This window comes from Janthinobacterium sp. GW460-12-1-14-LB5, assembly GCF_059423585.1.
In genome coordinates this window covers 213,385-226,658 of record NZ_JBWKYD010000002.1, presented here as the reverse complement: position 1 = coordinate 226,658, position 13,274 = coordinate 213,385, and the positions used below count along the sequence as shown (strand labels likewise).

General features: G+C 61.3%; 14 protein-coding genes. 6 read left to right on the top strand and 8 right to left on the bottom strand.

All coding sequences use genetic code 11. From position 1 onward, the window contains the following. Nucleotides 1-51 precede the first annotated feature (51 nt). From AC07X6_RS02730 to AC07X6_RS02710, 5 genes are all read left to right on the top strand, one after another. A complete protein-coding gene (locus tag AC07X6_RS02730; RefSeq protein WP_494790028.1) occupies nucleotides 52-1,068 on the top strand; it encodes an aldo/keto reductase in 1,017 nt (338 codons plus the stop codon). An 18-nt stretch (nucleotides 1,069-1,086) separates the two neighbouring features. Further along, nucleotides 1,087-1,503: an SRPBCC family protein gene (locus tag AC07X6_RS02725; protein WP_494790027.1), complete on the top strand. Its 417-nt coding sequence runs from the start codon at nucleotides 1,087-1,089 to the stop codon at nucleotides 1,501-1,503. 294 nt (nucleotides 1,504-1,797) lie between these two features. Continuing rightward, nucleotides 1,798-3,015, top strand: coding sequence for an MFS transporter (locus AC07X6_RS02720; protein ID WP_436496609.1), 1,218 nt, complete (start codon nucleotides 1,798-1,800; stop codon nucleotides 3,013-3,015). Nucleotides 3,016-3,181: 166 nt separating this feature from the next. Continuing rightward, nucleotides 3,182-3,922 (top strand): HipA family kinase, encoded by a 741-nt coding sequence (locus tag AC07X6_RS02715; protein ID WP_494790026.1) that lies wholly within the window; start codon nucleotides 3,182-3,184, stop codon nucleotides 3,920-3,922. Then, nucleotides 3,919-4,758: a DUF3037 domain-containing protein gene (locus AC07X6_RS02710; RefSeq protein WP_494790025.1), complete on the top strand. Its 840-nt coding sequence runs from the start codon at nucleotides 3,919-3,921 to the stop codon at nucleotides 4,756-4,758. Before AC07X6_RS02715 ends, AC07X6_RS02710 begins: the two co-directional genes overlap by 4 nt. Before the next feature lie 112 nt (nucleotides 4,759-4,870). Here the strand turns inward: AC07X6_RS02710 and AC07X6_RS02705 are convergent, their stop codons facing one another. The 6 genes from AC07X6_RS02705 to AC07X6_RS02680 form a co-directional block, all read right to left on the bottom strand. Beyond that, nucleotides 4,871-5,569: an aspartate/glutamate racemase family protein gene (locus tag AC07X6_RS02705; protein ID WP_494790024.1), complete on the bottom strand. Its 699-nt coding sequence runs from the start codon at nucleotides 5,567-5,569 to the stop codon at nucleotides 4,871-4,873. A 66-nt stretch (nucleotides 5,570-5,635) separates the two neighbouring features. After that, nucleotides 5,636-6,040: a hypothetical protein gene (locus AC07X6_RS02700; RefSeq protein WP_230538182.1), complete on the bottom strand. Its 405-nt coding sequence runs from the start codon at nucleotides 6,038-6,040 to the stop codon at nucleotides 5,636-5,638. A 13-nt stretch (nucleotides 6,041-6,053) separates the two neighbouring features. Then, a complete protein-coding gene (locus tag AC07X6_RS02695) occupies nucleotides 6,054-6,575 on the bottom strand; it encodes a hypothetical protein (protein ID WP_230538183.1) in 522 nt (173 codons plus the stop codon). 315 nt (nucleotides 6,576-6,890) lie between these two features. After that, nucleotides 6,891-7,289: a DUF8788 domain-containing protein gene (locus tag AC07X6_RS02690; protein ID WP_494790023.1), complete on the bottom strand. Its 399-nt coding sequence runs from the start codon at nucleotides 7,287-7,289 to the stop codon at nucleotides 6,891-6,893. 477 nt (nucleotides 7,290-7,766) lie between these two features. Continuing rightward, the gene (locus AC07X6_RS02685; protein ID WP_494790022.1) at nucleotides 7,767-9,308 is read right to left on the bottom strand and encodes a hybrid sensor histidine kinase/response regulator; all 1,542 of its coding nucleotides are present in this window, start codon (nucleotides 9,306-9,308) and stop codon (nucleotides 7,767-7,769) included. Between the two features lie 11 nt (nucleotides 9,309-9,319). Then, a complete protein-coding gene (locus AC07X6_RS02680) occupies nucleotides 9,320-10,150 on the bottom strand; it encodes an alpha/beta fold hydrolase (RefSeq protein ID WP_494790021.1) in 831 nt (276 codons plus the stop codon). 232 nt (nucleotides 10,151-10,382) lie between these two features. On the opposite strand from AC07X6_RS02680, the gene AC07X6_RS02675 reads away from it, so the two are divergent. After that, nucleotides 10,383-11,639, top strand: a complete 1,257-nt coding sequence (locus tag AC07X6_RS02675) for a PepSY-associated TM helix domain-containing protein (protein WP_494790020.1) — start codon at nucleotides 10,383-10,385, stop codon at nucleotides 11,637-11,639. Here AC07X6_RS02675 and mdcH read toward each other — a convergent pair. Then, nucleotides 11,636-12,571: a malonate decarboxylase subunit epsilon gene (gene mdcH, locus AC07X6_RS02670; RefSeq protein WP_494790019.1), complete on the bottom strand. Its 936-nt coding sequence runs from the start codon at nucleotides 12,569-12,571 to the stop codon at nucleotides 11,636-11,638. The genes AC07X6_RS02675 and mdcH overlap by 4 nt on opposite strands. After that, nucleotides 12,568-13,176: a malonate decarboxylase holo-ACP synthase gene (locus AC07X6_RS02665; protein WP_494790018.1), complete on the bottom strand. Its 609-nt coding sequence runs from the start codon at nucleotides 13,174-13,176 to the stop codon at nucleotides 12,568-12,570. Before AC07X6_RS02665 ends, mdcH begins: the two co-directional genes overlap by 4 nt. Between the last annotated feature and the right edge of the window lie 98 nt (nucleotides 13,177-13,274).

Genomic DNA, 13,274 nt, shown 5'->3' with positions numbered 1-13,274 from the left:
CTTGTCCAGCTATTCTGTCTCCATTCACTCACTCATTGAAGGAAAAACACCATGACGATCAAACACTTACTGACGGGCAAGCTGGGTTTCGGCACGGCGCCGCTGGGCAATATGTTCCGCAACATTCCCGAAGCAGAAGCGCTGGCCACCGTCGACGCGGCCTGGGAATCGGGCATCCGCTATTTCGACACGGCCCCGTTCTACGGCGCCGGCCTGGCCGAGCTGCGCCTGGGCGCCGCCCTGAAACAGCGCCGCCGCGACGATTACGTGCTGAGCACCAAGGTGGGCCGCCTGATCCTCGACGAACTGGAAGACCCGGCCAGCCGCGAACTGGGCGAAAAAGGGGGATTGTTCGAATTCGGCCGCAAGAACAAGATCGTCGATGACTATTCGGCCGACGCCACCCTGCGCTCGATTGAAGACAGCCTCAAACGCCTGGATACGGACCGCCTCGACATCGTCTGGGTGCATGACATCGCGCAAGACTTCCATGGCGACAACTGGCTGGCGCAATTCGAGATTGCCCGCACAGGCGCCTTCCGCGTGCTGACCCGCTTGCGCGAAGAAGGCGTCATCAAGGCCTGGGGCGTGGGCGTGAACAAGGTGGAACCGCTGGAACTGACCCTGGATTTAAGCGAAGCGCAACCGGACGCGTTCCTGCTGGCCGGCCGCTACACCCTGCTCGACCATGAACGGGCGCTGCAGCGATTGATGCCGGCCGCGGCAAGCCAGAACGTCGACATCGTCGTCGGCGGTCCCTACAGCTCAGGCATCCTGGCCGGCGGCGCCCACTTCGAATACCAGAAAGCCTCGCCCGCCATCATCGCGAAAGTGGAAAAGATCAAGGCCATCGCCGCGCGCCACGGCGTCAGCGTCAAGGCTGCCGCCCTGCAATTTTCCTTGGCCAATCCCGCTGTCGCCGCCGTGATCCCCGGCGCCAGCCGTCCGGAACGCCTGGCCGAAGACCAGCAAGCGTTACACGCTGTCATCCCGGCCGCCTTCTGGCACGACATGCGCGCCGAGCAACTCGTGTCGCCGTTCGCCCCGCTGCCAACCGGCGCCAACTAATATATACAGGAACACACCATGGCACACACCACCACCTCGATCGACATCGCCGCCACGCCGGCGCAAGTGTGGCAACTGATCGGCGGCTTCAACTCGCTGCCCGACTGGCTGCCCTACATTCCCAGCAGCACCTTGAGCGGCGGCGGCCGCATCCGCCACCTGGCCAATCCGGCCGGCGACGTCATCGTCGAACAGCTCGAAGCGTACGACAATGCGGCGCGCCGCTACAGTTACTCCATCTTGCAGGCGCCGTTTCCCGCCACGGATTACCTGTCTACCCTGCAAGTTGAACCCCTGGCGGACGGCGCTGGGGCAAGGGTCACCTGGTCCGGCCGCTTCACGCCCGTGGGTGTGAGCGAGCAGGAAGTCACGGCGCTGTTCCACGGCATCTATGTGGCAGGATTGAAAGCGCTGCAGCAATCCTTGGCGAAGTAACAAGCCGCGAAGACCATTTCCGCCACAGCCGGATTTTCTTCGCCGGCCCTGTGGCGGAATCGCAGGCATTCCGTGTTATCGTTAACAACAAGAGCAAGCGCTGTTAGGTGCAGTGCAGCATATTTTGGCCGCCGCCCGGCAGAACTTGCCCGAATCTTTTACAATGTTGTCCTTGGGCAGTTGTTATAGCCCGAAAATACCGGCCAGCCGTCGACTCTGGTGGCGCATTGCCACTTCCGGCCGGGCCACTGCGCGCCTCTCCACCCTGTCATTCTTTACCCAAACAACAAGAACATGCACGCCTCCGTAGATCCCCTGATTCCGCGCGTCACCGCGCCTTTTGGCGCTGGCTATGCCGACCTGGCCCTGGCCATCGGCGGCCTCGCCATCGGCACGGGCGAATTCGCCTCCATGAGCATCCTGCCCGTGGTGGCCGACGACCTGGGCACGACCCTGCCCCAGATGAGCCACATGATCAGCGCCTACGCGCTGGGCGTGGTCATCGGCGCGCCATTAATCACCATCTTCCTGGCGCGCATGCCGCGCCGGCTGATGCTGATCTGCTTGATGCTGATGTTCGCGGGCGGCAACTTGCTCAGCGCCATCGCCCCCAACTACGGTTTGCTGGTCGTCGCCCGCTTCGTGGCCGGCATCCCGCATGGCGCGTATTTCGGCGTGGCAGCCCTGGTGGCAGCCGCCCTGGCCGAACCGGACCGGCGCGGCCAGGCCGTCGCCCGCGTGCTGATGGGCTTGACGGTGGCGAATATCTTCGGCGTGCCGCTGGCCACCTACATCGGCCAGACCCTGGGCTGGCGCTCGGCCTTTTTGCTGGTGGCCGCGCTGGGGTTATTGACCATGCTGATGGTGCGCATCTTCGTGCCCATGGTCGCCGCCGGCGATTCGAGCCCGCGCCGCGAACTGGGCGTTTTCCGCCGCCTGCAAGTGTGGCTGACCCTGCTGATGGTGGCGATCGGCTTCGGCGGCATGTTCGCCGTCTACACGTTTATTACGCCAACCTTGCTGGAAATCACGAAAGTGTCGCCGCTGGTCATCTCGATCTTGCTGGCCATCATCGGCGTGGGCATGACGGTGGGTAATCTGATCGGCGGCTGGCTGGCCGACCGCTCGCGCCTGTGGACCATCTTTGGCGTGCTGCTGTGGAACGTGGCCGCGCTGGCCGCGTTTACCTATACCAGCAGCAATGTCTGGTTGACGGCGATCAACCTGTTCGCCATCGGCGCCGGCATCGCCGTCGCCCCGGCCGTGCAGACGCGCCTGATGGACGTGGCCGGCGACGCGCAAACGGTGGCCGCCGCGCTCAACCATTCCGCCTTCAACATCGCCAACGCGCTGGGCGCCTGGGCCGGCGGCATCGCCATCGCCATGGGCATGGGTTTGCGCTCGACGGGCTGGGTGGGCGCCATGCTGGCCTGCGGCGGCATCGTCGTGCTCGGTATTTCCGTGCTGGTGGAAAACCGCAGCCGGAATGTGGGCGGCGCGCAGCCGGCTTGATGCTTGCGCATTGGTAGGATAATTTTCTTAGGATAGTTATCATTTCCTATATCATGAATAAAGATCGGATTTCGCAATTCCTGCGCATCCGATTTCTTTACATGATGAATGTGCAAGCCATGAACAAAGCAATCATCGCCAGATACACATCTGAAAGCTGTCCTCTGTGAGTACCGCGACCATCTTCATTGACGAGGTTCTCGGGCGAGCGCAGCAAGGCATAACCGAGCCATTTATTTGCCGAGGCGACGATGGGGCGATTTACTTTATCAAAGGCAAAGGGGCTGGTCGGCGTAGCCAGATTTGTGAGTGGGTCTCGGCGCAACTAGCCACCGAATTTGGCCTTCCCATCGCGGAGTATGCATTGGCCGAAGTAGCTGAGGAACTCATCGAGGCAGATGCATTTCCCAATATCAGCCAACTCGGTAGCGGGATAGTCTTTGCATCGAAAGAGCTTCCACATCCACAAGAGCTGACAGCGATCACACGAGACCTTGTGCCGGATCAACTGGCAAGCGATGTGTTGGTTTTCGACTGGTGGTTGCATAACGAAGATCGTCATTTAACCGCACGTGGCGGCAATCCTAACTTGCTTTGGGACATGCAGAGTTCAGAGTTGGTCGTGATCGACCATAACCAAGCCTTTGATCGACACTTTGATTCGAGCAACTTCCTGAAAACGCATGTGTTTGCGAGCAGGTGGAATGACATTTTTAGCGACCATTTTCAACGCGAACACTACGCAAGGAAACTGGAGGCAATTTTGCCAAAATTGGCGAATATCCGTGCTAACATACCTGACTCTTGGTGGTATGTTGACGAGGGCGTCCCAGCAAATGTGACATGGGATGAAATCGAAGCATGCCTGCAACGGTGCCGCCGAGAAGATTTTTGGAATACCCCATGAAAAAGTTCGCCTGCCAATATGCTCTTTTGCGATTTCGCCCGTTTGTCGAAACCGGAGAGTTCGCCAACGTCGGTATTGCGCTGATCGCACCCGAAGCGCGCTTCTTTGGCTTCCGCATACTGAAGCGGTATGGCCGTATCACGCAATTCTTTCATCAGCTTGACCGTCAAATTTATCTGGATGGCCGCCAACTCTTTAAAGAAGAGATGGATCGCTTCGCTCTCGAGCTTCGTCGGCTGGCACTAGATGGACGAAAAACACAGCCAGATATAGTGCTCGCAAGAAATCTGTTTGCTGAAGTGGTACGCCCACGAGAAGCGATGCTGCAGTTTGCCGATCAACGAGTCGTCTTGGCGGAGGATCCAAAGGCCAAACTTCTGCAGCTCTTTGATCATTATGTCGAACGCAACTTTGTAACCAAGGAATACCAAGAGCGTTTATTGGAAAACAATGTTCGCAAACTCCTCCTCAACGCGCAAATCGGAGCGCGATATCAACGTGAAAAGGTTGGTACGGAGGACTTCGCCGTAAACTTTCCCTTTGTCGACATGATTGAAGGCAAAGCTGAGCGAGTGATCAAACCACTGTACCTTGCCCAAGGCGACAGCACCAAGATCCTTACGCATGGTGGTCAATGGGTTGACAAAGTCCGGCGCCTACGCAAACGCAATGCACTACCACCAAAGGTCTTGTTCCCCGTCACTCAACCGGCAGCCAACACCAAGCCTTACCATGCATTCCAAGAGATTCGGCAAGATTTGCTGGCTGAAAATGTACAGGTAGTGGCCGCAGACGATGAACGTCAAATACTCAAGTTCGCGACTGACAGAAGCTGACTTTAGCGCCTGATCATAATAGTAGCGATCTTAAAAGTGGCCGTACCGCTCAAAATGTCCGTGAATGACCCAGATCGCTACTCGTATCGCGCAGAGGACATTGACAGGATCGCTACTCCGCAATGGCAAACGCCACCGCCGCCTCGCAGTGAATGGCCGTGGTATTAAATAGCGGCAAGTCGACATCGCCGGGCTGGATCAGCAGCGGTATTTCCGTGCAACCCAATATCACGCCCTGCACGCCTTGCAGCCGCAGTTTCTCGATGATTTCCAGGAAAATGTTCCGGCTAGCGTCGGTAAAGACATTCTGCACCAGCTCCGTATAGATGATGTCGTGCAGGATTTCCTGGTCGGCCGCATCGGGCGTCACCGTCGCGATGCCCTGCTGCTCCAGCGCCTGATGATAAAAACTGCCCGCCATCGTCTGTTTGACGCCCAGCAAGCCCACCTTGCGTACGCCCGACTGCTGCACCCGCTTTGCCGTTTCCTCGACGATACTGATAAAAGGCAAGCCGATGCGCGGCACGACGGCCGGCGCGAAGCGGTGCGCGCCATTCGCGCACAGCAAAAAGAAGTCCGCGCCCATGCCTTGCAGGCGCTGCCCTTGCGTGACCAGGAATTGCTCGATCGCCTGCGTGCCGGGCTGCGCCGCGTGCGCGACGAAATCGGCCTGGTCCATGCTGACCAGCATGATGCGCGCGCTGTGCGCGGGGCCGATGCGCGCCACCAGCATTTCATTGAGCAAGCGGTAATATTCCAGGGTGGAAGCCCAGCCGATGCCGCCGATGAGTCCTATCGTCTTGTTTTGCACATTATTCCCAGCGAAAAGAATTGCGCAAATTATACGATAGCGATCACCCCCATGAGTATGCCGGCATCAGGCGTCGATCCACGCAAACAGCGCCTTGTCCGGTGTCACGGATTGATGCCAGGCCGACTGCAGCTCCAAGAGAAATCCCGCCAAGTCGAAGGGATTGATATCCGAACCGGCCCAAGGTGCCGTCTTCGACCATGCCACCGCGATATCGCTCAACTCGTCGGCCGCCATGCCGCCGATCGCCCGCGCTATGGCGTCCGTAAACACGTAAAGCTCGCGCCCATGCATCGTCGCCGGCCGGAGGGCAGATGCTGCCGACTGCGTCAATAATTGCCCAAGTGACACAAAATCCAGTTCGCCGGGCAAGGTGATGCCGGTGACGGGAAACGCATTGAAAGCATCCTGCCAGTTGGCACATGCGCGCATTTCGGCCTCGGAACAGACAAAGATATCGATTTTCTTCATAGTGCGTTCTGCATCAGGTAGCGCTCACATCGTGCCGGTTCGACGTCTCGCGGGAATATTGCTGCTCAAATTCGGCAACATTACCGGCCTCGGCCCACAAGCCCGCAAGGTAATCGAACTCCCGCTCGAACGGCTGCTCAAAGTCGGGCACGTCGATCGCGTATTCGCAATTGCGGCTCAGCATGACCAGCCAGTCAGGATAGCCAAGCGCCGGATACAAGCGCGTCAGCCTGGCGTCCAGCGATTGCACGCTTTCCCTGCCTGCCAGGTAGGCGGCGCGCAGTTCGACGAGGTATTTGCCGGCGAGGAATTGTTCCTCCAGGCGCGCGTCGCCACGATAGCGTCCGATGATGGCCTCGGCCAGCGCCAGCACCTCGTCCATGCCCCGGGCGCTGGCCAGCAGCACGATATTCAGGTCGTCGCCCTCCTGATCCAGGCGCAAGCGCTCCACGGCCCAGTCCACGCAGCGGTCCGCCCGGCCATCGCCATGGCGCAGCTGGAAGCATTCCAGCTCAAGTTCTGTCAATTGTTCCATTGTTATTCTTCGCAAGCGCGTCGCTGCTATAAACGGTGCCCGGCACCTGAAAGGATGGTTGTTGCGGACATATTATACGATGGACAGTGCAAAGCGCACGCAGGGAATAAGGGCTGAAACGAAGGGCTTACGCTTCGACAGGAAAGAAAGGGAAACAATTGACTATACTGCCGCGCAGCGGGGCAATTATTCAGGAGAATGGAAACAATAAATCAATTTTAAATATTCAGTCCGAAGTTTATCGGGAAAGTATTCTTTTTAAGAAACATCAAAACAGGCCATGCGCGCGACATGCCGAACATGGCCCTTGCCCGATTATTGCGGATTCGACGCCACGATGAATGGATCGAAGGTCAGCAGAGTATTGCCCGCCAACAACAAGGTGATCGTATATTGCACATTGCTGCCTTTGGCATTCACGCGGCCACCCCATACGGTGCTGTCATATTGCGGGTAAGGCGCCGGATTGATCATGCCGCTGGTGATGGCCGTGCCATCGAAGTTATGGATGGAAACTTGCTCGGCCGGGTCCAGCGAGCTCACGTTCCAGACGATGGTGTCGCCGTTCTTGCACGTCGTCACCAGTTCATTGCCGCCTTCGTTGCCATTGCCCGAGTAGCCGGTCGTATCGACCATGAAGACGTACCTGCTCAGATCTTTTTGTGCCACTGCCTGACCAACATTGACCGCTACCAGCACATTAATTGTTGCCATGGTTTTGCCCCTCTTTGGAATGGAATTAAACATTACAGCTATCCTTTGTGCGATGAAATAATGAAGATCCAGTCAAATTACCGGCAGCGCCATCGGCGCAAACGGATTCCATCACTGGCGCATAAAAATACGCAAAATGTATCAACTAAAAATACACGAAATATATCAATAAATCACCAAATCTATCGATAAGATCATGCATCTGATGATCAATGGGATTTTTTGATCTTCATTACCGCAACCACGAAGAGAGAATATTTTATATATTTTTTTAAGTCAAATTATTTTTAATAATATTTAGAATCTATCCATTAATAACATTTAATTTTTAATGAAATTTCTTATATATTGAATATTGGAACTTCGTGTTTGATTTAGCACAAACAATAGAGATATACCGACGGAAAGAGATGTGAGGAGAAGAAAAACAGGCTCAGGCAATGGGGGCAGCATGGAGCCGACTGGCCCCACGGCAACTCAACGCGTTTGCAGCATCTTTTGCAGCACCGCATCGAGCTCATAAAAATCCACGGGCTTGGTCAGGTGCAGATCAAAGCCCGCGTCGGACGCCAGTTGGCGGTCCTTGTCCTGGCCCCAGCCCGTCACGGCCACGAGGATGGCGTGCTGGCCGCAGGGTTCGCTGCGCAACAGGCGCGCCACGTCGTAGCCGTTCATGTGCGGCAAGCCGATGTCGAGCAGGATGACTTGCGGCATGAAGCTTTGCGCTGCCGCAATGCCTGCCGCGCCATCGTAGGCCGTGCGCACCTCGTAGCCGAGGATGTCGAGCGCCAGCGCCAGGCTTTCGGCCGCGTCGGCGCTGTCGTCGATGACCAGCACCGTGCCCTCGCGCGTGCCGGCCAGCAGGCGGCGGTCCGGCGGCACGGCCGGTTCCAGCGGCACGGCCGGCAGCGGCAGGCGCAGTTCGAACGTGCTGCCCTTCCCTACGCCATCGCTGTGCGCGCTGATACTGCCGCCATGCAACTCAGCCAGGCCGCGCACGAGGGACAGGCCGATGCCCAGGCCGCCCTGGGCGCGCGACAGGGCCGGTTCCAGCTGAGAAAACAGCTCGAACACGGTGTCCAGATGCTCGGGCGCGATGCCGATGCCCGAATCGCGCACGCTGATGCGCACCTCATTTTCCGTGCAGGCCACGTCCAGTCCGATGACGCCGTTGGCGGGCGTGTACTTGACGGCGTTGGTCAGCAGGTTGGCGATCATTTGCGCCAGGCGCGTGGCGTCGGCGTCGAGCCAGATCGGCTGCGGCCATTGCTCCACGTGCACACTGTGGCCCGACTGCGCCGCCAGCTCCGCCACGCTGTGCAGGGCCGCCTCCACCACGGGCGCCAGTTCCACGCTGGCGCGGCGCAACTCCATGCGCCCCCGCGTGATGCGCGACACTTCCATCAAGTCGTCGACCAGGTGCGTCATGTGCCCCACTTGCCGGCCCAGCACGTCGCGGGCCCAGCACAGCTGCGGGTCATCCAGCTGCGCCAGGCGCAGCACTTCCAGCACATTGCGGATCGGCGCCAGCGGGTTGCGCAGCTCGTGCGCCAGGGTGGCCAGGAATTCGTCCTTGCGGCGGTCGGCGGCGGCCAGTTGATCGTTGAGCTCGCCTGCTTCCTTGCGCGCCAGTTGCAGCTGCTGCTCGTATTTGCGGCGGTCGCTGGCGACAAACACGGCGATTTCGTCGTAGGGCACGCCGTCATGCACGCGCCGCACGGCGTTGAACAGCATGGGTATCGCTTGCCCCTGGCGCTGGCGCATGTCGAGCAGCACTTCCGACACGCTGCCCTGCACCTGCATCAGCGGCAGCCAGTGCGTCTGGTGGAACACGCGCCCGCCGATGGTCAGCAAGTCCTGCAGTTTCTTTTTCCCGAGCAATTCCCCCGCGCCATAGCCGAGCCAGCCGCAAAAGGTGGCGTTCGCCTGCACGATGGTGCCGTCGGCCGCGCACAGCAGCAAGCCGCAGGCCGCATGCTGGAACAGGGTATGGGCGTCGGGCAAGGAAGGCGTGGGCATGGCGTCGCGCATTACAGGTACAGGCCGTCGAGAAACTGACGGATGGCGCGGTAGCTGGCATCGGGCACGCTCATGTGCGGGCAATGGCCCACGTTCTCGACCACGTGCAGGCTGCTGTGCGGCAACATTTCACGCAAATACACGCCCACGGCCGGCGGCGCGATGAAATCGTCGCTGCATTGCACGATCAGGGCCGGTGTGCGGTTGTGCGGCAAGACGGCGCGGTGGTCGGACAGAAAAGTGGCTTGCGCGAAATGCCGGGCAATGACGGGGTCCGTGCGGCAAAAACTGTTCACCAGATCCTGTCCCAGTGCCGGCTGGCCGGGGGCGCCCATGATGGCAGGCGCCATGCCGGCGGACCAGCCCAGGTAATTGCTGTCCATGGCATCGAGCAAGTCGTCGATATCGGCACGGCTGAAGCCGCCCCGGTAACCGGCCGCCGTATCGTCGACATAGCATGGCGACGGCGCCAGCATGACTTGCGCGGCGAACAGGTCCGGCTCGGCGATGGTGGCCAGCAAGGCGCTCATGGCGCTGACGGAATGGCCCACGCAAATGACGGGGCCGCCGCCGACGGCGTGAATGACTTGCCGCAAATCAGCGCCATGCGCGTCGAGCTGCGCGTAGCGATCGAAATCGTAGGCGCCCAGGTCGGACGCGCCGCTGCCGACCAGGTCGAACAGCACGGTGCGGTAGTACGGGCGGAACAGCGGCTCCAGGTAGCGCCACATGGTCTGGTCGCAGCCAAAACCGTGCATGAATACCATGGTGGCTGCCGCGCCCGCCTGCTGCGCACCGCTGCGTTCGCTCACGCGGATATTATTACGGTCTTCTATACGCATGTTCGTCCTGAGTATTGCCACATGGAACTCAAATTAGCATCTTGCTAGCATCTTAGCATGTGCGATTTGACCTTGGGCAACACCATTGGCGCTGGACAAACGCCGCGCCCAGGCGGATAATGAGAACGATTCCCATTATCAAACTACCAGGCGTGTGCCTGGCGTTTTCCTATGCGCCGCCATGGCGCCCGCTGGCGGCAACAAGCCGGTTTTTGTTGAAGGTTTGTACCGCATGCGCGCTTTCTGGACTGTCATACACCGCTGGGCCGGTCTCACCATCGCCCTCTTCCTCATCGTCGCGGGCCTGACGGGCGCCGTCACCTCGTGGGACCATGAACTCGATGAATGGCTCAACGCCGACATCATGGACACGCCGGGCCGCGGCCCCCTGCAGGCGCCGTTTGCGCTGGCGCAAAAGGTTGCCGCCGCCGACCCGCGCGCGGCAGTCAATTACATGACCCTGGGTCTGGAAGAAGGCCATGCGGCCGCCTTCATGGTGCGCCCGCTGACCGATCCCGCCACGAACAAGCCGTTCGTGCTCGACTACAACACCGTCTACATCGACCCCGTTACGGCGCAGATCACGGGCACGCGCGATTCGACGGCCATTTCCCTGTCGCGCCGCAGCCTGATGCCGTTCTTGCGCCACCTGCACTACAGCCTGCACGTGCCCGCCTTCTGGGGCACGGACCGCTGGGGCTATTGGCTGATGGGGAGCGTGGCCCTGATCTGGCTGCTCGACAGCATGGTGGCGTTTTACCTGACCACGCCGCGGCGCCTGCGCGAACGGGCTGATGCGCCGCGCCACCGCGACGCCGCCAGCTGGTGGCAACGCTGGAAACCGTCGTGGGTGCTGCGCTGGGCTGCCGGCGGCTACAAGCTCAATTTCGACCTGCACCGCGCGGGCGGCCTGTGGGTGTGGGCCATCATCATCGTCGTCGCATTCACCTCGTTCTCGCTGAACCTGTACCGCGAAGTGTTTTATCCCGTCATGTCGCTCATCTCGACCACCACGCCGGGACCGTACGAGACGCAGACGCCGGCGCCCTACGGCAGCTACATCGCGCCCGTGATCGGCTTCGAGCAGGCAGTAGACATTGCGAAAAAGCAAGCCGTGCAGCGCGGCATCACGGCGCCCATCGGCGGCATTTATTATGGCGGTAATTATTCGTTCTACAACGTCTCGTTCTTTGACCCGGCCGACGAATTCGGCGCGGCCGGCATGGGCCTGTCGAACCTGTACGTCGACGGCATGGACGGCAGCATCATCGGCCAGCACAAGCCCTGGGAAGGCACGGCCGCCGACGTCTTCGTGCAACTGCAATTCCCCCTGCACTCGGGCCGCATCCTCGGCTTGCCCGGGCGCATTTTGATGTCCTGCATGGGCCTCATGGTGGCCATGCTGTCCGTGACGGGCATTGTTATATGGGAAAGAAAGCGCCGTGCGCGCCGGCTGCAGGCGCATAAAAAGACAGTGGCCGCCGATTAAGCGGCGCTATCGCGCTCCCGCCCCACCAGCGCCAGCAGGCTGTCGCCCCGGTTGCCGTCGCAGCAGACGGCCACGCCATCCGTGAAGTCGGGCGCCGTCAGCCGCGTCAGCACGCTGCCGGGCGGCATTTCCAGCGCCAGCCGGGCGCCCCGCTCCCACGCCAGGCGCGCGGTAGCGGCCCATTGCACGCGCTGCGCCATGTTGGCGGCCAGGCCGTCGCGGATGCGGGCCGGGTCGAACAGCGCGCGCGCCGCGCTGCTGCTCAGGTAGACGAGCGATGGGCGGCGGACAACCACGCCCTCGAAAGCGGCGGCCATGCCGGTGGCGGCGCCGTCCAGCAACGGACAATGCGACGGCACGCTGACGGCCAGGCGCTTGGCCTTGCCGGCGCCGTGCGCCAGGGCCAGCGCCATCACGGCCTCCAAGGCGGGTGCGCTGCCGGCGATGGCGATCTGGCGCGGCGCATTCAGGTTGGCGATATACACGGGAGTGGCCGCGCCGTGCACCCGGGCCAGCAAGGGTTCGAGTTGCGCCAGATCAAGGCCGACGATGGCCGCCATGCCGTAGCCGGTGGGATACGCCTGTTCCATCAACTGCCCGCGCCGCGCCACCAGGCGCACGGCATCCGCGTAATTGAGCGCGCCCGCGACGACGGCCGCCGCATATTCGCCGATGGAAAAACCGGCCACCATGTCGGGCCGGGCCCCGCGCGCCGCCAAAGAGCGCACCATCGCCACGCCGGCGATCAGCAGACACAGTTGCACGGCCCGCGTCGACGCCAGCGCGCAAGCCGTGTCCAGTGTCAAGGGATCGTGGCCCAGCACTTCAGCCGCTTCGGCCAAAGTCGCCGCCACCGCCGCGTCGCCGGGCAGCGCATGCAGCATGCCCGCAGACTGGGCGCCCTGGCCCGGAAAGGTGAATAGCACGCTCATGCTGGCTCCCACGGCGTGGCCGTCAGCACAGGACCGTGATCCGTCTTCAGCAAGACCCTGCCCCGCCCCGCCGCCCACTCGGCATACGCAAAACCGCCAAGGCCCGTGTCGATCTGCAGGTCCAGCCGGCACACGGAGACGGTCGCCGCGATGGCGCGCAGGGCCTCGGCCTGGGCGGCGTCCGGCGGCGCGGCCATGCGCAGCACGAGATCGAGATCGCTGTCGGCCCGCAGCACGGGCAAGCCGCTGGCCAGCGCGAAACCCACGCCGCCCGCCGGGCCCCAGGCCCAGCCCGTGGCGTCGAGCAGGGGCGCGACCAGCCGCAACGCGTCCAGCGCGGCGCAGGAAAAATCAGGCAGCGGCATCCTCGCCACCATTTCAGGCGTCACGCGGCGCACGACGGCGGCAGCGTCCACTTCGCACGCCTGCCGCTCGCTGCGCAGCATGCCGCGCACGCCGACGGGGATGCGCCCTGGCGAGGGGCTGGCGCGCCGCACCACCAGCGGCGCGGCGGCCAGCCACGCGGCATCCAGCCAGGCAGGCAACGATGCGCCGTCCGGCAGGCCGGATACCCACAGCAAATCATGCGCGCGGAGACCGTGCATCAGACCACCACCACGCCCGGCACCCAGGCCGCGAGGCAGTGGTGGATGGCGATTTTCTCAAAGTTGTCCGACATGGCGACGCTCTTTCATCGGTTGTA

Coding starts and splice junctions, on each gene's coding strand:
- AC07X6_RS02710 (WP_494790025.1), top strand. CDS start 3,919: ATGAAAAAGTTCGCCTGCCAATATGCTCTTTTGCGATTTCGCCCGTTT.
- AC07X6_RS02685 (WP_494790022.1), bottom strand. CDS start 9,308: ATGCCCACGCCTTCCTTGCCCGACGCCCATACCCTGTTCCAGCATGCG.
- AC07X6_RS02725 (WP_494790027.1), top strand. CDS start 1,087: ATGGCACACACCACCACCTCGATCGACATCGCCGCCACGCCGGCGCAA.
- AC07X6_RS02695 (WP_230538183.1), bottom strand. CDS start 6,575: ATGGAACAATTGACAGAACTTGAGCTGGAATGCTTCCAGCTGCGCCAT.
- AC07X6_RS02665 (WP_494790018.1), bottom strand. CDS start 13,176: ATGCACGGTCTCCGCGCGCATGATTTGCTGTGGGTATCCGGCCTGCCG.
- mdcH (WP_494790019.1), bottom strand. CDS start 12,571: ATGAGCGTGCTATTCACCTTTCCGGGCCAGGGCGCCCAGTCTGCGGGC.
- AC07X6_RS02675 (WP_494790020.1), top strand. CDS start 10,383: ATGCGCGCTTTCTGGACTGTCATACACCGCTGGGCCGGTCTCACCATC.
- AC07X6_RS02690 (WP_494790023.1), bottom strand. CDS start 7,289: ATGGCAACAATTAATGTGCTGGTAGCGGTCAATGTTGGTCAGGCAGTG.
- AC07X6_RS02680 (WP_494790021.1), bottom strand. CDS start 10,150: ATGCGTATAGAAGACCGTAATAATATCCGCGTGAGCGAACGCAGCGGT.
- AC07X6_RS02720 (WP_436496609.1), top strand. CDS start 1,798: ATGCACGCCTCCGTAGATCCCCTGATTCCGCGCGTCACCGCGCCTTTT.
- AC07X6_RS02700 (WP_230538182.1), bottom strand. CDS start 6,040: ATGAAGAAAATCGATATCTTTGTCTGTTCCGAGGCCGAAATGCGCGCA.
- AC07X6_RS02730 (WP_494790028.1), top strand. CDS start 52: ATGACGATCAAACACTTACTGACGGGCAAGCTGGGTTTCGGCACGGCG.